The 22499-nt window shown below is 57.2% G+C and carries 22 protein-coding genes; 8 read left to right on the top strand and 14 right to left on the bottom strand.

What is annotated here, in order from left to right:
* Positions 1 to 17: 17 nt before the first annotated feature.
* Positions 18 to 1385 carry a DNA repair protein RadA gene (radA, locus tag ACQR3R_RS26715; RefSeq protein ID WP_428277037.1) on the bottom strand — a complete coding sequence of 456 codons (1368 nt, stop codon included), beginning with the start codon at positions 1383 to 1385 and terminating at the stop codon, positions 18 to 20.
* 618 nt (positions 1386 to 2003) lie between these two features.
* Here radA and mscL point away from each other — a divergent pair.
* Positions 2004 to 2417, top strand: coding sequence for a large-conductance mechanosensitive channel protein MscL (gene mscL / locus ACQR3R_RS26710; protein WP_428277035.1), 414 nt, complete (start codon positions 2004 to 2006; stop codon positions 2415 to 2417).
* 43 nt (positions 2418 to 2460) lie between these two features.
* Here the strand turns inward: mscL and ACQR3R_RS26705 are convergent, their stop codons facing one another.
* Entirely contained in the window at positions 2461 to 3237 is a 777-nt protein-coding gene (locus ACQR3R_RS26705) for an FAD-binding oxidoreductase (protein WP_428277033.1), read from the bottom strand.
* Between the two features lie 325 nt (positions 3238 to 3562).
* Here ACQR3R_RS26705 and ACQR3R_RS26700 point away from each other — a divergent pair, with 325 nt between their 5' ends.
* Positions 3563 to 4282, top strand: coding sequence for an autoinducer binding domain-containing protein (locus ACQR3R_RS26700; RefSeq protein ID WP_428277031.1), 720 nt, complete (start codon positions 3563 to 3565; stop codon positions 4280 to 4282).
* A 168-nt stretch (positions 4283 to 4450) separates the two neighbouring features.
* The gene (locus ACQR3R_RS26695; protein ID WP_428277029.1) at positions 4451 to 5575 is read left to right on the top strand and encodes a methyltransferase; all 1125 of its coding nucleotides are present in this window, start codon (positions 4451 to 4453) and stop codon (positions 5573 to 5575) included.
* 70 nt (positions 5576 to 5645) lie between these two features.
* Here the strand turns inward: ACQR3R_RS26695 and ACQR3R_RS26690 are convergent, their stop codons facing one another.
* Genes ACQR3R_RS26690 through ACQR3R_RS26680 form a run of 3 tightly spaced genes read right to left on the bottom strand, consistent with a single transcriptional unit; the run spans position 5646 to position 8281 of the window.
* Entirely contained in the window at positions 5646 to 5816 is a 171-nt protein-coding gene (locus tag ACQR3R_RS26690; RefSeq protein WP_428277027.1) for a DUF2474 family protein, read from the bottom strand.
* Positions 5817 to 5827: 11 nt separating this feature from the next.
* The gene (gene cydB / locus ACQR3R_RS26685) at positions 5828 to 6835 is read right to left on the bottom strand and encodes a cytochrome d ubiquinol oxidase subunit II (protein WP_428277025.1); all 1008 of its coding nucleotides are present in this window, start codon (positions 6833 to 6835) and stop codon (positions 5828 to 5830) included.
* Positions 6836 to 6838: 3 nt separating this feature from the next.
* The gene (locus tag ACQR3R_RS26680; protein ID WP_428277023.1) at positions 6839 to 8281 is read right to left on the bottom strand and encodes a cytochrome ubiquinol oxidase subunit I; all 1443 of its coding nucleotides are present in this window, start codon (positions 8279 to 8281) and stop codon (positions 6839 to 6841) included.
* Between the two features lie 363 nt (positions 8282 to 8644).
* On the opposite strand from ACQR3R_RS26680, the gene ACQR3R_RS26675 reads away from it, so the two are divergent.
* Complete coding sequence (locus tag ACQR3R_RS26675) at positions 8645 to 9883, top strand: MFS transporter (protein WP_428277021.1); 1239 nt, start codon at positions 8645 to 8647, stop codon at positions 9881 to 9883.
* Here ACQR3R_RS26675 and ACQR3R_RS26670 read toward each other — a convergent pair.
* The 5 genes from ACQR3R_RS26670 to ACQR3R_RS26650 all read right to left on the bottom strand — a co-directional run bounded on the left by ACQR3R_RS26670 (position 9880) and on the right by ACQR3R_RS26650 (position 14775).
* Positions 9880 to 12081 carry a molybdopterin cofactor-binding domain-containing protein gene (locus ACQR3R_RS26670; RefSeq protein ID WP_428277019.1) on the bottom strand — a complete coding sequence of 734 codons (2202 nt, stop codon included), beginning with the start codon at positions 12079 to 12081 and terminating at the stop codon, positions 9880 to 9882. The two genes, ACQR3R_RS26675 and ACQR3R_RS26670, sit on opposite strands and share 4 nt — an antisense overlap.
* Complete coding sequence (locus ACQR3R_RS26665) at positions 12081 to 13067, bottom strand: FAD binding domain-containing protein (protein WP_428277017.1); 987 nt, start codon at positions 13065 to 13067, stop codon at positions 12081 to 12083. Before ACQR3R_RS26665 ends, ACQR3R_RS26670 begins: the two co-directional genes overlap by 1 nt.
* A complete protein-coding gene (locus ACQR3R_RS26660; protein ID WP_428277015.1) occupies positions 13064 to 13594 on the bottom strand; it encodes a 2Fe-2S iron-sulfur cluster-binding protein in 531 nt (176 codons plus the stop codon). The genes ACQR3R_RS26665 and ACQR3R_RS26660 overlap by 4 nt, the downstream gene beginning before the upstream one ends.
* Before the next feature lie 117 nt (positions 13595 to 13711).
* Positions 13712 to 14263, bottom strand: a complete 552-nt coding sequence (locus ACQR3R_RS26655; protein ID WP_428277013.1) for a DJ-1 family glyoxalase III — start codon at positions 14261 to 14263, stop codon at positions 13712 to 13714.
* Positions 14264 to 14328: 65 nt separating this feature from the next.
* Complete coding sequence (locus ACQR3R_RS26650; RefSeq protein WP_428277011.1) at positions 14329 to 14775, bottom strand: DUF4879 domain-containing protein; 447 nt, start codon at positions 14773 to 14775, stop codon at positions 14329 to 14331.
* A 237-nt stretch (positions 14776 to 15012) separates the two neighbouring features.
* Between ACQR3R_RS26650 and ACQR3R_RS26645 the strand changes: the two genes are divergently transcribed.
* Together ACQR3R_RS26645 and trmA are read left to right on the top strand one after the other, a co-directional pair.
* Positions 15013 to 16308, top strand: a complete 1296-nt coding sequence (locus ACQR3R_RS26645; protein ID WP_428277009.1) for a solute carrier family 23 protein — start codon at positions 15013 to 15015, stop codon at positions 16306 to 16308.
* Positions 16305 to 17384 (top strand): tRNA (uridine(54)-C5)-methyltransferase TrmA, encoded by a 1080-nt coding sequence (gene trmA / locus ACQR3R_RS26640; RefSeq protein WP_428277007.1) that lies wholly within the window; start codon positions 16305 to 16307, stop codon positions 17382 to 17384. Before ACQR3R_RS26645 ends, trmA begins: the two co-directional genes overlap by 4 nt.
* Positions 17385 to 17439: 55 nt before the next feature.
* Here trmA and ACQR3R_RS26635 read toward each other — a convergent pair whose 3' ends face one another.
* Complete coding sequence (locus ACQR3R_RS26635) at positions 17440 to 17787, bottom strand: DUF2442 domain-containing protein (protein WP_428277005.1); 348 nt, start codon at positions 17785 to 17787, stop codon at positions 17440 to 17442.
* Between the two features lie 94 nt (positions 17788 to 17881).
* Positions 17882 to 18271 (bottom strand): hypothetical protein, encoded by a 390-nt coding sequence (locus ACQR3R_RS26630; RefSeq protein ID WP_428277003.1) that lies wholly within the window; start codon positions 18269 to 18271, stop codon positions 17882 to 17884.
* Between the two features lie 290 nt (positions 18272 to 18561).
* On the opposite strand from ACQR3R_RS26630, the gene ACQR3R_RS26625 reads away from it, so the two are divergent.
* Together ACQR3R_RS26625 and ACQR3R_RS26620 are read left to right on the top strand one after the other, a co-directional pair.
* Positions 18562 to 18708, top strand: a complete 147-nt coding sequence (locus ACQR3R_RS26625) for a hypothetical protein (protein WP_428277001.1) — start codon at positions 18562 to 18564, stop codon at positions 18706 to 18708.
* 5 nt (positions 18709 to 18713) lie between these two features.
* The gene (locus ACQR3R_RS26620; protein ID WP_428276999.1) at positions 18714 to 19568 is read left to right on the top strand and encodes a shikimate dehydrogenase; all 855 of its coding nucleotides are present in this window, start codon (positions 18714 to 18716) and stop codon (positions 19566 to 19568) included.
* Between the two features lie 48 nt (positions 19569 to 19616).
* On the opposite strand, the gene ACQR3R_RS26615 is transcribed toward ACQR3R_RS26620, so the two are convergent.
* Entirely contained in the window at positions 19617 to 20294 is a 678-nt protein-coding gene (locus tag ACQR3R_RS26615; RefSeq protein ID WP_428276997.1) for a TetR family transcriptional regulator, read from the bottom strand.
* A gap of 102 nt (positions 20295 to 20396) precedes the next feature.
* A complete protein-coding gene (gene quiC, locus ACQR3R_RS26610; protein WP_428276995.1) occupies positions 20397 to 22298 on the bottom strand; it encodes a 3-dehydroshikimate dehydratase QuiC in 1902 nt (633 codons plus the stop codon).
* Positions 22299 to 22499: the final 201 nt, after the last annotated feature.

The raw sequence follows: 22499 nt of genomic DNA, 5'->3' as shown, positions 1-22499 counted from the left end.
CGAGGCGCTCCACAGGCTTATTCAAACAACGCGTCGAGGGCCTGTTCCAGGCGCGTCACCGCAATAATCTGCAACCCTGGCGGAGACTCCTTAGGCGCATTGCCTTTGGGCACGATTGCGCGTTTGAAGCCATGCTTGGCCGCTTCCTTCAAGCGCTCCTGACCGCTGGGCACCGGACGCACCTCGCCAGACAGCCCGACTTCGCCAAACACCAACAGATCGTGAGGCAATGGCCGGTTGCGCAAACTGGACATGACCGCCGCCATCAATGCCAGGTCGGAAGCGGTTTCAAGCACCTTGACGCCGCCCACCACGTTGAGAAACACGTCTTGATCGTGGGTTGGAATGCCGCCGTGACGGTGCAACACCGCCAACAACATCGCCAGTCGGTTTTGGTCCAGGCCCAGGGTTACGCGACGCGGGTTGGCAAGGTGGCTATCGTCCACCAGGGCTTGAACCTCCACCAGCATCGGCCGGGTGCCTTCCCAGGTAGCCATTACCACACTGCCCGGCACTTCTTCCTGTGCACGGGTCAGAAAAATCGCCGACGGGTTGGAGACTTCTTTCAAACCCTTGTCTGTCATGCCGAATACGCCCAGCTCATTGACCGCGCCAAAACGGTTTTTCACCGCGCGCAACAAGCGCAAACGCCCATCGGACTCACCTTCGAAGTACAAAACGGTGTCGACCATATGCTCCAGCACGCGTGGGCCGGCCAGCGCGCCTTCTTTAGTGACATGGCCTACGAGGAAGATCGCTGTGCCGCTTTGCTTGGCGTAACGCACCAACAACGCTGCACTCTCGCGGACCTGGGATACCCCGCCCGGCGCCGATTGCAGCTGCTCAGTGAAAATCGTTTGAATGGAGTCGATCACCATGACCTTGGGTTTTTCCACCCGGGCCGTGGCAATGATGGTTTCGATACAGGTTTCGGTCATTACCCGCAGCTTGTCCTGGGGCAAACCCAGACGTCGGGCGCGCATGGCCACTTGCTGTTGAGATTCCTCACCGGTGACATAGAGCGCCGGCATGCTCTTGGCGAGGTTGCACAGGGTTTGCAGGAGAATGGTCGACTTACCGATGCCAGGATCACCGCCGATCAGCACGACCGAGCCGTCGACCAGACCACCGCCCAACACACGGTCGAGCTCGCTGGAGGCGGTGGAAAAACGCGGGATTTCTTCAACACTGACTTCGGCCAGGGTTCTGATTTGCGCTTGCTGCCCCGTCCAGCCGGTGCGGCCGCTGGGAGGCGCAGCACCGCCGCTCTCGACCATGGTTTCGGTCAGGGTATTCCAGGCGCCGCACTCACCACATTGGCCGGCCCACTTCGGGAACGTCGAGCCGCACTCGGTGCAGCCATACATGCGTTTAGCCTTGGCCATTTGTACTCCCGGCAAAAGATCGCATGATAACTCAGCTGGAAAGAATCAGAGCCTTGTCGTCGATTGATGGCCCTTCGATATTAATGTCGAGAACTAATGGCTATACGGAATTACCAATAAAGAAACCCGTATAACTTTCAACTGCACTTATTGATTATGAGTTAATGAAAACCACTAAAAGCTATACAAAAACCAATTTAACTCAATATAAATGTACAGAGACAACACACTGTACAATTTTTTATAAAATAAAAAACGACCCCGATCAAACTTTAAATGACACCTCGGAACACCACACTCCATTCATATTAAAAAATATTCAAAACTAAATGAAACTTTACCAATGCAGCTATGTCGAATCGCGCCACTTAATCAATGCAACCGCCTCAGAACTCAAGAAAACAAACAAAAATAGCGGCAACTAAATACTTTCACATCAGAGGTTGCCTCCCCTATCTCCAGCCAAATGTGCGGCGATGAGGTTAGACATTTCAGAAAACTTTTCCTCGCTGATCAGGTCGACAGCAGGCAAGAGCTGTAAGCAGGTGTTTCGAGCAAGATCCGTTTTGCTGATTTACACTGCCTTCACCAACCTCATCTGTAACAAGGAAATAACCTATGGGCGTGCTAAGTGAGTTCAAGGCCTTCGCGGTCAAAGGGAATGTGGTCGACATGGCTGTCGGTATCATCATCGGGGCCGCTTTCGGCAAGATCGTTTCGTCCTTTGTCGGCGACATCGTCATGCCGCCGTTGGGCATGCTGATTGGCGGAGTCGACTTCAGCGATTTGGCCGTAACGCTCAAAAGTGCCGACGGCGCGGTGCCAGCAGTGGTGCTGGCGTACGGTAAATTCATCCAGACCGTAATCGACTTTTTGATTGTCGCTTTCGCGATCTTCATGGGCGTCAAAGCCATCAACCGCCTGAAGCGCGAAGAGGCCGTGGCGCCTACGCTGCCGCCGGTTCCGACCAAAGAAGAAGAATTACTGGGCGAAATCCGCGACCTTCTGAAGGCGCAGAACACTCGCCCCTGAAAACGTAGCATCATAAATAATGGCGCCTTGAGCGCCATTATTTTTACCAGTAGGTCTCAACTGCCACCTGCCCTGGACGGCGACTGAGGCTTAGATTCATGTCACGATTTTTTAGCAGTTTGCGCGTTTCATCGATCATTTCTGGATTGCCGCAAAGCATCACCCGCGAATGTTCAGCTGTGAGCGGCACGCCCGCCGCCGCCTCCAGCTCTCCACTCTCAATCAGTGTGGTGATGCGACCATTCAGGGCCCCCGGATGCTGCTCACGAGTGACTGTGGGAATAAACTGCAGCTTGTGTGCGTACTCCCTTAAATAGTCGCGCTGCTTTAGCCCCTCTATCAGCGCTTGATACGCCAGCTCCCGCGCTTCACGCACGCTGTAAACCAGGATGATGCGTTCGAATTTCTCCCAGACCTCGAAGTCCTGCAGGATCGACAAAAACGGCGCAACACCGGTGCCGGTGGACAATAACCATAGGTCCCGGCCATCGACGAAGCGATCAAGAGTCAAGTAACCAAACGCCTGGCGGTCCACGAAAAGCGTATCGCCTACGGCTAAGCGACTTAGCTCACTGGTGAATTCGCCTCCCGGCACCACAATCGAGAAAAACTCGAGATGTTCGTCAAAAGGCGACGAAACCATCGAATAAGCCCGCCAAACGATGTTGCCATCTTGTTTAGCCACGCCCAAACGGGCGAATTGCCCTGCACGAAAGCGGAACCCGGGGTCTCTGGTTGTGCGCAGGGTAAAGAGATTGGGCGTCAACGGCTGGACGTCGAGCAAGGTCTGGCGAGTGAATTTTTCTGCACTGGCGGTCATTTGGCACTCCCTTCAACAGAGCCCCAGTGTCCCGCAAAGCTGGCGGATAAAAAACCGACGTTTTGTAATGCCATTAGCAAAGAAAGAAAAACAGTTTGTAGAGCTCAAACAAAAACTAACCATGCAGTTAATAAACATCACTTATTACATTTAATACATCATTTAAAACCGAGACCTTAATTTCAATCTCTTTAAAATATTAATCGTGTTTTTACTATGAGTGCAAAGCTAAAAAGTCTGACGCGACTGTAAGAATAATCCTACAATAAAACTGCGTCATATTCCGTCGTCATTTTTTCACCCAAGCATTTATTTGGAGTTCCCCATGGAAAGGTGGAAAGAAACCCAGCTTCAACAACTGCTGTGCGCAACGGAAATAAATAATGCCTACCGAATATCATTAGGTTTCGCGAAAAATATCGGTTTCAAGTTTTTCGCCTTCTCAACAAGTTTCATCAATATTTCACCGCCGCTAAATAAAATGCAATTCAATAATTACCCGGCGATTTTCAGCAAGGAATATGAAGAGAAGCAGTCAATTTCAATCGACCCAGTAGTAGCACAATGCAATCAAAGCATGATGCCTGTTCTGTGGCATCGAGAGCTTTTTTCCAAGACCCCATGGTTATGGGAGTCGCTGGAAAATCAAGGTTTACAGCACGGGTGGTCACAGTCGATCCATGATGAGGTCACTGGTTTTTGCAGCATCCTCAGCCTCGCGAGAAGCCATTGTCCAATCACGGCCATAGAGCTGTATGAAACCCTCGGATTTTCAGGACTTATTGGGCGACATCTGCACCTGTTGAATGTACAGCAACAGCCCAAACTCGCCGCCGGCAGGGGGCCTCCGCATCTTTCACAACGAGAAATCGACGTATTGACGCTGGCAGCCGACGGTAAAACTGCTGGGCAGACAGCGATAATCCTCAACGTCACCCCGCGTACGGTCAGCTTTCATATGCAAAGCTCAATCTTGAAATTCGGGGTCAATAACAAGACTTCTGCGGTCATGGCTGCCATGAAAGCAGGCTTGATCTTTCCCTGATGTGAAAACCTGCGAGTAATCCAAAAGAAAAAAACGTAACATTTGCGGTCCCTCCCGAGTGTGGATGTGTGAACTCTCACGCGCGATGCAATCCACTCGGTCGGTCCCGCCCGTTAGCACGCCTTCATGGCTGCGGGATACCTGTTGATAACCCCAGAGCCCCACCCCATGCCTTTGCTCGAAACGCCCTTCGCCCACCTCGACCTGATTCGCCAGCCCGAACAGCCCAACGAACCGCTGCAGGCGTTCGATGCGGCCGATGAGTACCTGCTCGCTTATCTGGCCGAACAACAACCGGCCGCTGACTGCCGAGTGCTGGTACTCAACGATAGCTTTGGCGCATTGGCTGCAAGCGTGGCTGGCAAGGTTCAAGTGACGAGCAGCGGCGACTCGTTCCTGGCATTTCAGGGGTTGGAGAAGAATTTGATTCGTAATGGCATGGCATTCGATGCCGTGCCCGGCGTGCCCGCCAATCACACCTTCGCCGGTCTCTTCGACCGGGTTCTGGTGCGCGTGCCGAAGACGCTGGCATTGCTCGAAGAGCAACTGATTCGTCTGCAAGGTCATTTGGCACCGGGCGCCCAAGTGATCGCGGGCGCCATGGTCAAGCATCTACCGCGTGCTGCCGGTGATTTGCTGGAGCGCTATATCGGTCCCGTACAGGCCTCCCTGGCCGTGAAAAAGGCGCGGCTGTTGATCGCTACCGCGCAGCCCAAAACGCCCGCCACATCGCCTTACCCGACCCGCTACACGCTCGACGAGCCGGCCATCGAACTGCTTAACCATGCCAATGTGTTCTGCCGCGAAGGATTGGATATCGGTACCCGAGCGTTTTTGCCGCACTTGCCGAGAAATCTTGGCGCCGCGCGAATAGCGGATCTGGGTTGCGGCAACGGCGTGCTGGCCATCGCCAGCGCCCTGCAAAATCCCGAGGCGCACTACACGCTCGTGGACGAGTCGTTCATGGCGGTGCAATCGGCCGCCGAAAACTGGCAAGCCGCGCTCGGTGACAGGGAAGTGATCCTGCGGGCCGGCGATGGCCTGGCCGGTCAGGAAGCGCAATCGCTAGACGTAGTACTGTGCAATCCACCGTTCCATCAGCAGCAAGTCGTCGGCGATTTCCTGGCATGGCGCATGTTCCAGCAGGCTCGCGAAGCACTGGTTATTGGTGGTGCACTGTACATCGTCGGCAATCGTCACCTGGGCTATCACAGCAAGCTTGCGCGCCTGTTCCGTGGCGTCGAGCAAGTGGCGGCAACGCCCAAGTTCGTCATTCTCAAAGCACGCAAATAACGCAAAAAAAAACCCTCCAGCGAGGAGGGTTTGATTCCCGGCACCCATCACCGGGACGGGAATCACGGGATCAGTGGGTGGTTAAACCTGCAGCGTTCATGAACATGCGCATCAGGCTCGCAACGATGAACAACGCCACGACACTGCCGGTCCAGATCATCGCCAACCAACCGAGCCGCTGCCACAGCGGCTTTTTCTCGGCTGCTTCGATTTCCTGCAAAGAAGGTTTGCCGGCCATCATCGGAATCTCCTCTAGTGGTAGCCATCTTCATGGGTGACCTTGCCGCGGAACACGTAGTAGCTCCAGAAGGTGTAACCCAGGATGAACGGGATGATGAATAACGTGCCCACCAACATGAAACCCTGACTTTGCGGCGGTGCGGCAGCGTCCCAGATCGAGATCGAAGGGGGCACGATGTTCGGCCACAGGCTGATACCCAAACCGCTGTAGCCGAGGAAAATCAGCACCAGCGTCAACAGGAACGGCGTGTAATGCGCATTACGCGCCACGGCGCGAATCAAGCCGTACATGGTCACCAATACCAGAATCGGCACCGGCAAGAACCAGAACAGGTTTGGCAATGTGAACCAGCGAGCCGCGATCTCGGCATGCGCCAACGGCGTCCAGAGGCTGACAATACCGATCACGGCCAGCACCACAAAGGCTAACGGCCGCGCCAGGTTATGCATCTGCTCTTGTAACTTGCCCTCGGTTTTCATGATCAGCCAGGTGCAACCGAGCAGCGCATAAGCCACGACGAGCGCCAAGCCGCAGAACAAGGTAAACGGCGTGAGCCAGTCCAGTGAGCCCCCGGCAAATTGACGATTGACCACCGGCAGCCCATCGATGAACGCCCCCAGCGCCACGCCCTGGAAGAACGTTGCCGCCACAGAACCGCCGATGAAGGCCTTGTCCCAGAGATGGCGCTTGTCGTCCTTGGCCTTGAAGCGGAACTCAAACGCCACACCGCGGAAGATCAGCCCGATCAGCATAAAGATCAGCGGCAGGTACAACGCCGAGAGCACCACTGAATAGGCCAGTGGAAAGGCGCCAAACAACGCCGCGCCACCGAGCACCAGCCAGGTTTCGTTGCCGTCCCACACCGGGGCGACGGTGTTCATCATTACATCACGGTCAGTCTTGCCCGGGATGAACGGGAAAAGAATCCCGATGCCCAGATCAAAACCGTCCATGACCACGTACATCATGATGCCGAAGATGATGATCACGGCCCAGATCAGCGGAAGATCAATACCCATGACTTAAGTCTCCTTGGTCAGGCTGGGGCGGTGGTCGGCATCGCTGCCATCATCGTCAGCTGCGGACAGCGGACGGGCCGGTGTGCGTTTCTGCCCTGGACCGCCATCGTTGGTTTCCTTGCCTTCGTCGATCTTCGGCCCTTTGCGCACCAGGCGCATCATGTAGCCGAGGCCCGCACCGAACAGCGCGAAATACACCACGACAAACAGGACCAGGGTGATGCTCATTTGCATGAAGCTGTGATTGGAGGACGCATCCGCCGTGCGCATCAGGCCATACACCACCCACGGCTGACGGCCGATCTCGGTGGTGAACCAACCGGCGAGAATCGCAATCAGGCCGGACGGGCCCATCCATAACGCCAGGTACAAGAACGGCCGCGAGGTGTACATCTTGTCGCTCTTGCGCAGCCACAAACTCCACAAACCGGTAAAAATCATCAGGAAACCCAAGCCGACCATGACCCGGAACGACCAGAACACAATGGTCGAATTCGGCCGGTCCTCAGGCGGGAAGTCCTTGAGCGCTGGCACTTGCTTGGTCAGCGAGTGGGTGAGGATCAAACTGCCCATGTAGGGGATTTCGACCGCATACTTAGTCTTCTCGGCTTTCATGTCCGGCCAGCCGAACAGGATCAGCGGCGTCGGTTCATCACCGATATTTTCCCAATGCCCTTCGATGGCCGCGATTTTTGCCGGTTGGTGCTCAAGCGTATTGAGGCCATGGAAGTCACCGATGACCGCTTGAATCGGCGCCACGATCAACGCCATCCACATCGCCATCGACAGCATGGTGCGGATCGCCGGGTTGTCCTTGCCGCGCAGCAAATGCCAGGCCGCTGACGAACCGACGAAGAACGCGGTCGCTACAAATGCCGCAGTGGCCATGTGCGCCAAACGGTACGGGAAGGATGGATTGAAGATCACCGCCAGCCAGTCCACCGGGATGATCCGGCCGTCGATGATTTCAAAGCCCTGAGGCGTTTGCATCCAGCTGTTGGAGGCCAGGATCCAGAACGTTGAAATCAATGTGCCGACGGCCACCATGACGGTGGAGAAGAAGTGCAGCTTGCGCCCGACCTTGTTCCAGCCGAACAGCATGACGCCAAGGAAACCGGCTTCGAGGAAGAAGGCTGTGAGTACTTCATACGTCAGTAGTGGCCCGGTAACAGCACCTGCGAAGTCCGAGAAGCGGCTCCAGTTGGTACCGAACTGATAGGCCATCACCAGTCCGGAGACCACGCCCATGCCGAAGTTGACGGCAAAGATCTTTGACCAGAAGTGGTACAGATCGCGGTAGGTATCGTTGTGGGTTTTCAGCCACAAACCTTCGAGTACCGCCAAGTAACTCGCCAGGCCAATGGTGATGGCCGGGAACAGGATGTGGAATGAGATGGTGAACGCGAACTGCATCCGGGCGAGATCAAGTGCCTCTAAACCGAACATAAGTCTTCCTCTGTCAGGTAAAACCGGCTGCGAGGCTTGTGGCCCTGCACCCACTGCCCCCACGGATATGGAGTGTGGCGAATTCGAATTCGTTCTTTTTTTACAAACATCACAACGTAGGGAGTCTGGCCTTATGGCCGCCGGATCATTTCCACCAAGGGTTTTGATCTGGATCAAGCATGATTGAAAGAGTAGTCCCATTTTCGAGGGTGACCGGTGTGGTCTTTTGCCGCGTGACAGGTTGCCTCATCGCGCCGGGGCCCGTTGAATCGGTGTCTAGCTAACTAAATTGCCGCGAACCGCAACTTTTGGTTACAGGTTGGTGATAATCTCGCCCCTCTCCCCGCTCAGATTTTCCTCCAGATGCCCAGCCAAGAACCGTTGCTGTTACGTCATCACCGCCCTTTTCTCGCGTTCTGGCTGGCTCGGATATTTACCGCCAGCGGCTTTCAAATGCTCACCGTCGCCATCGGCTGGAACCTGTATCAACTAACCGGCAACGTGCTGGACCTGGGTTTGGTCGGTCTGGTGGAGTTCGCCCCGCGTGTGCTGTTCATGTTGCACACCGGGCATGTCGCCGACCGCTACGACCGGCGCAAAGTCGCGGCCATCTGCCAGTCGGTTCAAGCGCTGATTGCCCTGTCACTGGCCATAGGCAGTGCAACCGATCATGTCACCCGCGAAATGATCTTTATCCTCGCGTTCCTGCTCGGCGCTGCCCGCTCCTTCGAAATGCCCACCACCCAGGCGTTGCTGCCCAGCATCGTGCCGTCAGCCTTGTTCCCCCGCGCCGTCGCTGCCGCACAATCGGCGCAACAGTCGGCCACCATCGTGGCCCCGGCGCTCGGCGGTTTGCTGTACGCCTTCGGCAGTGTCTGGGTCTACGGCCCGACCGTGGTCCTGTACATCATTGCGTGCGGTTTGATGCTCAACTTGCCCGCCCGGCAAACGCCGCTGAACAAGGGCAAGGCGACGCTTGATTCTCTGCTGGCGGGTATCCGCTTCATTCGCAGCCGCCCCGACATCCTCGGGGCGATTTCCCTGGATTTGTTTGCCGTGTTGCTGGGCGGCGCAACGGCGCTGCTGCCGGTGTTCGCCAAAGACATTCTGCTGACCGGCCCGTGGGGCCTCGGCCTGTTGCGCTCGGCGCCGGCAGTCGGCGCATTGCTGATGTCGCTGTGGCTGGCGCGGTTTTCCGTGGATCGCAAGGTCGGCCGGGTGATGTTTACCGCCGTCGGGGTTTTCGGCGTTGCCACCATCGCGTTCGGGCTGTCGACCTCGTTCTGGTTTTCGCTGGCAGTGCTGGTGGTACTGGGCGCCGCGGACATGATCAGCATGGTGATTCGCGCGTCCTTCGTACAACTCGAAACCCCGGACGAAATGCGCGGCCGGGTCAGCGCCGTGAACGGGTTGTTTATCGGCGCCTCGAATCAGCTCGGCGAGTTTGAATCCGGCGTCACCGCCCATTGGTTCGGCACCGTGCCGGCAGTGGTCATGGGCGGTATCGGCACGCTGGTGGTGACCGGGGTCTGGATCAAACTGTTCCCGACCTTGGCCAACCGCGACCGCATGCACGTGCCGGTCGAAGAAGCCAAGGTTTAAAGCAGCTTGTCGAGGGTGATGGGGAAATCCCGCACCCGTTTGCCGGTGGCGTGATAAATGGCATTGGCCACCGCCGCCGCAACGCCGACGATGCCGATTTCACCGACACCCTTCGACCCGAGGGCGTTGACGATCTCGTCGTGTTCTTCAACAAAAAGTACGTCAATGTCGCCAATATCGGCGTTAACCGGAATGTGATATTCGGCCAGGCTGTGGTTCATATGCCGACCCAGCGCATGGTCCGTCTGGGTCTCTTCGTGCAGCGCCATACCAATGCCCCACACCACACCGCCGAGAATCTGGCTGCGAGCCATTTTCGGATTCACCACTCGACCGGCGGCAATCGCGCTCACCACCCGATTGACTTTGACCGAGCCCAAATCCTCATCCACCCATACTTCGACAAATACCGCCGAGTGAGTCGCAGTCGCGTAGGCGTCACGCTGTTTGTCGGGTTCGGCGTCCACCTGGACTTCAATCACCGCCTCCCCGCTGCCCTCAACCAGTTCAGCCAACGTGATTCGCGCCTCACCGAATGACAGAAATCCGTCTTCGAAAACCGCTTGCTCCGTGGTCACGCCACTGAAGGCCGGAGACGTTTGCCGCGCTATCGCCAACAGTTTTTCCTTCAAGGCTTCACAGGCTTGCTGCACCGCCGTGCCCACCGAGGAAACGGTGAACGATCCGCCCTGCAATGGTGCTGTGGGCAGCGAGGAGTCCCCGAGCACAAACGTCACGTCCGGCAACGAAACACCTGAGGCCTGTGCAGCGATTTGGGTCATCACCGTGTAGGTCCCGGTGCCGATATCCGTTGTTGCGCTGCTGACTGTGAGTTTGCCGTTGTGATCGAGTTGTGCTTTGGCACTCGCTTTCATCTGCAACGCCTCCCAGACGCCGCCCGCCATGCCCCAGCCCACTAATTGCCGGCCATGACGCATGCTGCGCGGTTCGGCGTTGCGCTTCTCCCAGCCAAAGCGTTCGGCGCCCTGGGCGTAGCATTCGCGCAACGCTTTGCTGGAATAGGGCTTGTCTTCGTTCTGGTTACGCTCGCTGTAGTTGATCAGGCGCAGTTGTACCGGGTCGATCGCCAGCGCACAGGCCAATTCGTCCATCGCACATTCGAGGCCGACCAATCCCAGCGCGGCGCCGGGCGCACGCATGTCCAGCGGCGTGAACACATCCAGCGGCACCAATTTGTACGTCAGCTGCACGTTGTCGCAGTGGTAAAGCATGCCGCTCCACTCCACCACGTGTTCGGTGAAATCCTCGAACCGTGAAGTCTGGCCGATAGCAGTGTGACCGATGGCCAGCAACCGTCCATTCGCGGCGGCGCCCAATTGCAGGCGTTGCAAGGTGCGAGGACGATAACCAAAGGTGAACATCTGCTGACGCGTCAAGGTAACGCGCACCGAACGCTTGAGGTGCAACGCGGCCATCACCGCCAGTGGCAATTGATATTGCGGGCGCAAGCCGGAGCCGAATGCCCCGCCGACGTAGGCCGCAAATACCCTCACATGTTCTTTTGCCAGGCCGAACACTTTTTGCACATAAGACTGGCAGTTCTGCGGACCTTGAGTCTTGTCGTGGATGTGCAGACTGCCGTCGGCCTGAAACAGCACCGTGCTGGCGTGCGGTTCCATAGGGTTGTGGTGCTCGATTGGCGTGCTGTAGTTCAAATCCAGGCGCATGGCTGCGCCGGCAAACTCGGCCTGAAAATTCCCGCGAGGCTTGGGCACTTCGGCGGGCGCTGAGTGGGCATCACCCTGCTGGCTGATGAGGTCGGTTTGATGCGCCTCGGCCTCGTATTCGATCGTCACCAGCGAACCGGCATACCGCGCCAACTCAAGATTATCTGCAACGACCAGGGCCAACGGCTGGCCGCTGTACAGGACCCGGTCGTTGTACAACGGGCGAAACGGTGAACCTTTGGCCGAGTCGGCGTCTTCATAGTCTTCGTCGTAACTGGCGATTCTTGGCCGATTGGTGTGATCGATAACGGCGATGACGCCGGGCAGCGCCAGCGCTTGCGTTACATCAATGCCGACCACGCGCCCACTGGCGATGGTGCTGGAAACCACGCTGCCATGCAGCAGGCCGGGCGCCCCAAACTCGCCCGCGTAACGTGCCTGACCGGTGACTTTCAGATGACCGTCAACCCGGTCCAGTGGCTGGCCCATCGGCTTGGTAAAAGTGTTCATCAGGCTTGGCCTCCCAACGCGGCATCGCTTAATGCGCGGACAATCGCCCGACGCGCCAATTTGACCTTGAAAGCGTTGTGCTCAAGCGGTTCGGCGTTTTGCAGCAGAGCATCGGCGGCGGTGCTGAAGGTTTCACGACTGACCGCTTTGCCGACCAGCCAGGCTTCCACTGCTTTATCGCGCCAAGGCTTGTGCGCAACGCCGCCCAACACCAGGCGCGCCTCACGAATGATCGGCCCGGTCATCTCGAGCGCTGCGGCGACCGACACCAATGCAAACGCATAAGAGGCCCGATCACGAATTTTCAGATAATGGCTGTAGTCGGCAAAACCGGCGGCAGGCAGTTCAATGGCGGTGATCAGCTCATCGTCGGCCAATTGGTTATCACGCTCCGGCGCGTCGCCCGGCAAGCGATGGAAGTCGGCGAATTCGATGGTTCTCGCCCCACCACGGCCTTGCACATGAACCAAGGCTTCCAGCGCAGCCAGTGCCACGCACATGTCGGAGGGGTGCGTGGCGACGCACTGTGCACTTGCGCCGAAAATCGCGTGAATGCGGTTCAAACCATCACGCGCCGGGCAACCGCTGCCGGGGTTACGCTTGTTACAGGGCACGCTGGCGTCGTAAAAATAATAGCAACGCGTGCGTTGCAGCAGATTGCCGCCAGTGCTCGCCATGTTGCGCAGTTGCGGCGAAGCCCCCGCCAAAATGGCTTGGGACAACAATGGATAACGGGTTTCGATCAACGGATGCCATGCCAGATCGGCGTTGCTGACCAGCGCCCCGATCATTACGCCTCCTTTAGCGGTCGGGCTGACTTCGCGCAGCGGCAGCCCGGTGATGTCGATCAGATGCTCAGGGCGGGTCAGGTTTTCCTTCATCAAATCCAGCAGGTTGGTGCCGCCGGCAATAAAACGAGAGGCCGGACCGGCCAGATGGACAGCGTCCTGCACCGAGTCCGGTTTGCTGTAGTGAAAAGGATTCATTGGCCATCTCCTTGCACTGGCTGGCGACAGGCCGGAAGCGCTTCTTCAATGGCATCGCGGATGTTGTTGTACGCGCCGCAGCGGCACAGATTACCGCTCATCAGTTCCTGAATGTGCGCAGTGGTGTGTGCCCGACCTTCATTGGCCAGACCCACTGCTGAACAGAGCTGCCCGGGCGTGCAATAGCCGCACTGAAAGGCATCGTGTTTGATAAAAGCCTGCTGCATCGGGTGCAACTCATCCCCGACGGCCAGGCCTTCAACAGTGGTCAACTCGGCACCGTCGCACATCACCGCCAGCGTCAGGCAGGCATTCACCCGTTTACCGTTCAGCAACACGGTGCACGCGCCGCACTGGCCGTGGTCACAGCCCTTCTTGGTGCCGATCAGGTCCAAGTGCTCACGCAACAGGTCGAGCAACGTAGTCCAGGGCAAAACCTCAAGCTGACGCCACTCACCGTTCAGGGTCAGGCGCAGCGGATGACGGGTAAACGACGGCTGCGCCGCGTCGAGTGGGGTCGCGCTCATAAACACCTCACGGTTGGTCATACGTTCGCGGCGTTTTGGCAAACCGCCGTCATAAGGGGTACGACTTCGGGGTGGTATGGGCGTTCAAGGGAATTGATCCGTGGTAACAGCGGCGTGCTAAACCAACAGCTCTTTCGCCACCATCGCTCGCGTGGATTTACCGCAGAGCTGCTCCACTAGCGTCAGGGCAAACTGCAAGGCTGCACCCGAGCCCTGAGCCGTGATGCAGTTACCGTCGACCACCACTGGCTGGTCGACGAACGTGCAGCCCGACAGTTGATGGCTGGCCGATGGCAGACAGGTCATGCGCCGCTGACGCAGCACGCCAAAGGCTTGCAGCGCCACGGCCGGGGTTTCGGCGATAGCGGCAAACAAGCGACCAGCGGCGGCTTGATCCTTGAGCAACTGTTGCAGTGGTTGATGGGCGGCCAAGTGCCGCGCGCCGACCTGGCCTCCGGGCAGCGCGATCAGGTCGAAGGGTTGGGCAAGCAAATCGACCAGCATTGCATCGGCGGTCAGGCGCGTGCCGCGAGCACAGGTCAGCATGCGCCGTCCTTCGACGCTGGCCACCACCACTTCAACCTGGGCGCGGCGCAGTACATCGACCAGGGTTACTGCTTGCAAATCGTCGATGCCCTCGGCAAGGGCAATCAGGGCTCTAAAGGTCATGGGCACGGTCCACGGGAAGGTCTTTAAAGCGTAGTCAGCTTTGCCGCCCGTGTTCGAACCTGCCTTTATTTGATGTAAAGCTGCGTTGACAGGGTGTTGCCCGGTGAGTTGAGCGAGGTATTGCTGAACGTGAAGGTGCCTTCCTGTTTGCCGGCCAGATCGAATACGTACAAATAGCCGACCGTTTTTCTGCCCACGGTGCATTCGGTGAGGTTGCCATTATCAAAAGCACACACCGGCGTTCGCGTGCCATTCAGCACAAAACCGTCCAGCCCTACTTGCGCGCCGCGACCGTAGCCCACCTCCAATACGTACACCTTGATGTTCGCACCGGTATGGTTGCAGGTCGTCTGCGCCTGACCCTCGACGATGTCTTCAAAACCGCAGGAAGGGGATTCAACCTTCAGCACCTTCACTTGGCTCAGTGCTGGTGCCGACGCAGCCAACGCCGTGTTGGCCCCCAGCATCAAGGCGATCATCGTCCCCAACAGCGCTAACCGTGACTTTTTCATGCAATACCCTTTTCCATGCAAAACCGTGCCCCCGAAACAGGCGCGCAGTATGGCTGATTAGGCTTTAACGCAAAACATCGACGACGATCACAGCCATAGGCAGCCATCGCCCCACGCTGCTGGTATGATGCGCGGCTTTTTGGGACCGACACAAAATTCCCGGGCGCCTTCAGTGGTCTGTGCTTTGCTGTTGAGGTCGATACATTCACGGCGCCGGGCGCGCCACGGGGAGCAGACATGCTGGAAAGGCTGTTTCAACTCAAGGCACACAACACCAACGTGCGGACCGAGATTCTGGCGGGCGTCACAACTTTCCTGGCCATGGCCTACATTTTGTTCGTCAACCCGAGCATTCTCGGCGAGACCGGCATGGACAAAGGCGCGGTGTTTGTCGCGACCTGCCTGGCAGCCGCCATCGGCTCCACGGTGATGGGCCTGATTGCCAACTACCCGATCGCGCTGGCGCCGGGCATGGGCCTGAACGCCTTCTTTACCTACACCGTGGTTTTGCACATGGGCCATACCTGGCAAGTAGCGTTGGGTGCGGTGTTCATTTCGGCGGTGCTGTTCTTCCTGCTGTCGATCTTCCGTATCCGCGAATGGATCATCAACAGCATCCCGTTGCCGCTGCGCTCGGCGATTGCAGCCGGCATCGGCCTGTTCCTGGCGCTGATTGCCCTGCATAACGCCGGCATCGTCGTCAGCAACCCGGCAACCATGGTTGGCTTGGGCGATCTCAAGCAACCGGCGCCTATCCTCGCGACCTTGGGTTTTGCCCTGATCGTGGCCCTAGAAGCCTTGAAGATTCGCGGCGCGGTGTTGATCGGTATTCTAGCGGTGACCATCGTTTCGATTGTCATGGGCTTCACCCCGTTCGGCGGCGTGATGTCGATGCCTCCATCGCTGGCGCCAACCTTTTTGCAACTGGACATTAAGGGCGCGCTGGACATCGGTCTGGTCAGCGTGATTTTTGCCTTCCTGTTCGTTGACCTGTTCGACAACTCCGGCACGCTGATCGGGGTTGCCAAGCGCGCGGGCCTGATGGGCAAGGACGGCCACATGCCGAAAATGGGTCGCGCGCTGATCGCAGACAGCACCGCCGCCATGGCCGGTTCGTTGTTGGGCACCTCGACCACCACCAGCTACATCGAATCTGCAGCCGGCGTCAGTGCTGGCGGCCGCACTGGCCTGACGGCCATTGTGGTGGCGATTCTGTTCCTGCTGGCGCTGTTCTTCTCGCCATTGGCTTCCAGCGTTCCGCCATTTGCTACCGCCCCCGCACTGCTGTTCGTCGCCGTGCTGATGACCTCAGGCCTGGCCGAAATAGACTGGGACGACATCACCGTTGCCGCACCGGTCGTAGTCACTGCGCTGGCCATGCCGTTCACTTACTCCATCGCCAACGGCATCGCCTTCGGCTTCATTTCGTGGACCGCGATCAAGTTTCTGTCCGGACGCGCCCGTGAGCTGAACCCGGCACTGGTGATTCTGTCGATTCTGTTCGTGATCAAGTTGGGTTGGTTTAACGCATGACTTTTGATTCTCAAGCCTACGCCGTTCAACTCGCAGAAAAGGTCACGCGATTGCGTGACCTGCTGGCCCCGTTCGATGCGCCAGAGCCGGCCGTTTTCGATTCACCGCTGCAAAACTTTCGCTTGCGCGCCGAATTTCGTTTGTGGCGCGAGGCCGGCGAGCGTCATTACGCGATGTTTTCCCTGGAAGATAAACGCACGCCGATCCTGATCGAAGAGTTCCCGATCGCCAGCCTGCGTATCAACCAATTGATGCCGCAACTCAAAGCGGCGTGGAAAGCCAGCGCGGCACTGAGCCACAAGTTGTTTCAGGTGGAGTTCCTGACCACGCTGTCCGGCGATGCGATGATCACGCTGTGTTATCACCGCCCACTGGACGAGCACTGGCACACGGCTGCAGCCAAACTGGCGACTGAGCTGAATGTCAGCGTGATCGGCCGCTCGAAGGGCAAGCGCGAAGTGATCGGCCATGATTACGTGGTTGAGCAACTTGAAGTCGGCGGCCGCACCTTCAGCTATCGCCAGCCTGAAGGCGCGTTCACTCAGCCGAACGGCACGGTAAACCAGAAGATGCTCAACTGGGCCTACGACGCCCTGGGTGATCGTCCCGACGATTTGCTGGAACTGTATTGCGGCAATGGCAACTTCACCTTGCCGCTCGCCACCCGCGTGCGCAAAGTGTTGGCCACCGAAATCAGTAAAACCTCGGTCAACGCGGCGCTGAGCAACCTCAGCGAAAACGCGGTGGATAACGTCACGCTGGTGCGTTTGTCCGCCGAGGAACTCACCGAAGCGCTGAACGAAGTGCGCCCGTTCCGTCGCCTGCAGGGCATCGACCTGAAGAGCTATGAGTTCGGCAGCGTCTTCGTCGACCCGCCTCGCGCCGGCATGGACCCGGACACCTGCGAGTTGACCCGGCGCTTCGACAACATTCTGTACATCTCCTGTAACCCGGAAACGTTGGCAGCCAACATCGCCCAACTGCACGACACTCACCGCATCACTCAATGCGCGATGTTCGACCAGTTCCCGTGGACCCATCACATGGAATCCGGCGTGTTGCTGACCCGACGCTGATCAGTCGCCGCCGTTACGAATCAGCCGTCTTCGCGACGGCTTTTTTGTGGGTCAATCAAAGAGCCTTATCAACCTTTCGCGGGCGCCCGCCCTTCTTGCCATTGGCGCGTGCAGCGGCAGATTTAGCCGCGCTGCTTTGACGACCATTACGCGACGCAATGACATACGCCGCCATATTCATCAGCGGCTCACTCGCCGAAATCAATCCCGCGATGGAAACGTGCAGATCCTTTCCTTCGTGACACAGCGCGCTTGCGGCAAAACCGATTTTCAGTTGAGCAAAATCCTCCGCCTCGAAATCATCGAATTCAGGGTGGCGCTTTACTGGCAGCAATACACCGCTGCCGTCCTTGAAGCTGATGATCAGACAAGGTTCTGCATAGGCAACCGCCGTCGCCTGCAAAGTTTTTTTTGACTAAGTAGCCCACGTTCGATCGCTTCATCCACTACTTCTTCGGTGACGGGCCTATCCACCAATATGCTTGCCCTTATCGTTTTCATAGAGTGATCTCCACGCCCTCCAGTGCTCCCATCAAGGCCAGCAAGGTCTTGTTTTTCTCGGGTACATACCATGCCGAGCTAATGATGTAGGTGGTGGTGACGATACTTTTCAGCACCACTACTTGGTTGATCTGTTCATCCCACAATTGATGATCGAGGCAAACCGTTTGCAATTTGCTCCACCAGATGCCTCGAGCTCGACGTAAATGGGCGGGTTGTCCAAGGGCGTGTCGCAATCCTTCTAACACTGCCGTAGGCGGGCGACGTGATTGAGGCACCACGTCCCACAGTTCGACATTGTTGTGCCAAAAGCAGAACTTGAAACGCGCACTCCAGGCTCCGGCATCGACATGCACGTGGGGCGGGCAATGTTCGTCGCGCAGCATCACCACTAGCGATAGCCCTTTGTAGCGGCACACATTCACACTAACCCATCCGTTAGGTTAAAGAGAACAAGGATCTTCCTTTCCTTGAACAAACCGATCGCTGCTGCGCGTGTGGGCCCAATGCATTGCGCTGTGGACGTTAATCATAAGGTGCGTGAGATCGTCCGATCACCGCACACAAACCATCGAAACAAACTCGCTGCAATTGACCTAATTAACCAACTGGTACAATTTATCTCCACTGGCTGGATGCTCAGCCGATGCCAACAATAAAAAGTGGAGAAACCTCAATGTCGCCTATCTTTTTGCTGCTTATCGGCCCAAACCTGAATGGGTTGGGTACGCGTGAACGGGCTAACGTCGATATCACAGCACCGTGCGGTTTGGTCAGCCACGGCTATCGACTTGCGCAAAGCCATTTGCAGTTGAGGGGTTGAACACGGTGAGCCATGACAACGTGATATTGGCCGGCCTGATCGGCGCGGGCATTCAGGCTTCCCGCACACCGGCGCTGCACGAGCACGAAGGTGACGCTCAGGGTTTGCGTTACCTCTACCGCTTGATCGACCTCGACCCGTTGAAACTCGATATCACAGCGCTGCCCGATTTGCTGATGGCTGCCGAGCGCATGAACTACACCGGTTTGAACATTACGTTTCCATGCAAACAAGCGATCATCCCACTGCTGGACGAATTGTCAGCGGAAGCACGCGGCATCGGCGCGGTGAATACGGTGGTGCTGAAGGATGGCAAACGCCTCGGCCACAACACCGATTGCCTTGGATTTGCCGAAGGCTTTCGCCGTGGCTTGCAGGGCGTTGCCATAGAACGTGTAGTACAGATGGGCGCCGGTGGTGCTGGCGCGGCAGTTGCCCACGCACTGTTGAGCGAAGGCGTACAGCGCCTGAGTATTTTTGATGTCGAGATCAGTCGAGCCCAAAGCCTGGCAGACAATCTCAATCAGCATTTCGGCGCAGGCCGCGCCGAGGCCGGGCATGATTTACCGAGCACGCTTGCGCAGGCGAATGGTTTGGTAAACACCACCCCGGTGGGCATGAAAAAACTGCCGGGCACACCGGTGCCGCTAGAACTGCTTCGTGCAGAACTGTGGGTGGCGGAAATCGTGTATTTCCCACTGGAAACCGAGCTGCTGCGCAACGCCCGCGCCTTGGGTTGCCGAACGCTGGATGGCGGCACAATGGCAGTGTTTCAGGCAGTCAAGGCTTTCGAGTTGTTTAGCGGCGTGGTCCCGGACGCGCAACGGATGCTCGCGCACTTTCAAAGCATGAACGGTTGAACGACATACGATCGCGGCCTGTTGCAGGCCGCGATCTTTCAAGCGTGATCAGGCTTGCAAGTACCGCAGCACGGACTCGCAAATCATTTCCCGATGGCGTTGCTTGATGCCTTCGTCTGGCAAGTCGATCTGAAAAATCTCACCAAAAGTGTGTCTGTTCGACACGCGATAGAAGCAGAACGAACTGATCAGCAAATGCACGTCCAAGGCATCAAGCCCCGAACGGAAGACACCGTCTTCGACACCGCGCTGCAGTATCACGCCCAAGGCATCGAGGATGGTGTTGTTCATTGCCTTGATTGCATCGGAGCGCTTCACATATTCGGCGTTGTGAATGTTCTCGATGCTGACAATGCGCACGAAATCGACATTGCGATCATGGTGATCGAAGGTAAATTCCACCAGTCGCCGAATCGCCTCCCTGGGCGCGAGTTCGGCCAGTTGCAGGCGGTTTTCGGTGTGGCGTATATCGCCGTAGAGCTTCTCCAACACCTCGACGTAAAGCTGTTCCTTACTGCCGAAGTAGTAATAGATCATGCGCTTGGAGGTGTGAATGCGCTCGGCGATAGCATCGACGCGAGCACCGGAAAGCCCTTGCTGAACGAACTCCACAATAGCTTCTTGAAGAATGTTCTCCCGGGTCTTCTCCGGGTTGTTCTTGCGACTCTTGCGCGGCTCGGCAACAGGTTCGTCGGGCGTTACGGAGAGTTCTGAATTTATTGTCATTGCGGGCTCACGGCCATCACTGCACAAGCGGGCGATTATGAGCCGCACCGCACAGCGAAGGAAGTCGTGCGGCAGCGGTTTCATGTTGCGGTTACGAATTCCCTACAACTTCGCCTTCCTGATACCTGCGCTACGTGTTTTGGCCATCGCCGCCAGCCGCACCGCGACATTAGCCGCGCCGTAACCGGCATAACCTTGTTTGCGCTGAATGATCTCGAAGAAAAAGCGCCCCTCAAATGGCTCGGTGTACGCATGAAACAGCTCGCCACCCTGAGCGTCGCGGTCATACAGCACATTGAAATAGGCCAGTTCGCTGAGGAACTCATCATCAAAGTCGTAGCGAGCCGCCAGGTCATCGTAATAGTTGAGCGCGATATCCAGCAGTGGCACGCCGGCCTCTTTCGCACGGCTGACTTCGGCGAAGATATCGTCACAATCAAACGCGATGTGATGCACACCAGAGCCGCGATAACTCGACAACGCGTGTGAGATGGCGGTGTTGCGGTTCTCGGAAATGTTCAACGGCAAGCGAATCGAACTGTCACGGCTACGCAGCGCACGGCTTTTTACCAGGCCATACGGGTCGGGCAGCACCACTTCATCGTCAGCCTCGAAATCCAGCAGGCTTTTATAGAACAGCACCCAACTGTCGAGGCTGTCAGCGGGCAACGCCATGGCCATGTGGTCAATCCGTTTAAGACCACCGCCGGTTGCGTCTGCAGGCATCAGATTGAAGTCAGTGCCATAGACGTCGGTTTGCGGGTCTACCAGGTAGATCAGGCTGCCATCAGGTGCGCGCATCGCAGCCAATTCAAGTTCATTGGGACCCACCAAACCTCGATAAGGCTGCCCTTTGTAAGCCACCGCCCTGGCCAGTGCGCTGGCGCTGTCCTTGACCCTCAGTGCTGTTGCGCACAGCGAGGGGCCGTGCGCTTCGAAAAAACTGTGGGCGAAGGAATACGGTTCGCAATTGAGGATCAGGTTGATGTCACCTTGGCGCAACAGGCTCACGCTCTTGGAGCGATGCTGTCCGGCCTTGGCGAATCCCAACCGCTGTAGCCAATGTGAGAGTTTGGCGCCAAGACTTTCATCAACCGCAAATTCGAGAAATTCGATACCGTTGTATTCGCAAGCCTTCGGCGTCTCGAACAACATATCGTGGTACGCCGCAGGTTGGGATTCTTGCTCCAGGCGCTGACGCGTCTTCTCTTCGAGGTACAACAGCGAGCGCAAGCCGTCAGCAGCGTTGGCGCGAGGTGGCGCAGCGCGGAAACCGTCGTTGAATATCTCCAGCGACAACGGGCCGGTGTAGCCGCTCTTGATGATAGGGGCGAGAAAACCCGGCAGATCGAATTCGCCCTGGCCAGGGAAACAGCGAAAATGCCGGCTCCACTCCAGCACGTCCATGGCCAAAATGGGCGCATCGGCCATCTGCACAAAGAAAATCTTGTCGCCTGGAATCTCGGCAATGGCACTTGGATCGCCCTTCAGCGACAGCGTGTGAAAACTGTCCAGCAGAACACCCAACGCGGCATGATCAGCCTGACGAACCATATTCCACACCTGTTGATAAGTGTTTACATGCCTTCCCCACGCCAGTGCCTCATAGCCGATGCGCAAGCCCCGTGCACCGGCTCGTTCTGCTAGCTGACGCAAATCGTCGACCAGGATTTGCTCATCACCGATCGAGTCTGCCGAGGTATTGCTGCACACCAGCACCAGGTCTGTGCCCAGTTCCTGCATCAAGTCGAATTTGCGCTCTGCCCGTTCCAGATTGCGCGGCAAGCGGTCGCGGCGGCAGCCTTCAAAATCCCGAAAAGGCTGAAACAATGTGATCGCAATCCCCAGGTCGGCGCACATTTGCTTTATTGCTCGTGGGCTACCGTCGTAGTACAGCAGGTCATTCTCGAAAATTTCGACCCCGTCAAAACCAGCGGCGGCGATGGCTTCGAGTTTTTCCGGCAGGGTACCGCTCAAGGAAACGGTGGCAATGGAACGCTGCATAGGTCGACTCCCGGTGAAGGCTTCGGCTACAGGGAATTTGCGCCGCTTTTAATGTGATGATCGAATTATTGAGTGAGCCCCCTCGATTGAGCAATTCAAAGTGTACTACCCAGTTAGTTTTGCGTGCGATTATCGAACAGAATGGCTTTTGATGAATTGACGATTTTTTGCTCACTGCGCAACATCGCAGCACATTCGGTC

Origin of the sequence: Gordonia sp. IEGM753 (genome assembly GCF_050321825.1) — a bacterium.
GTDB lineage: Bacteria > Pseudomonadota > Gammaproteobacteria > Pseudomonadales > Pseudomonadaceae > Aquipseudomonas.
This window is presented reverse-complemented; position numbering and strand designations above follow the sequence as displayed.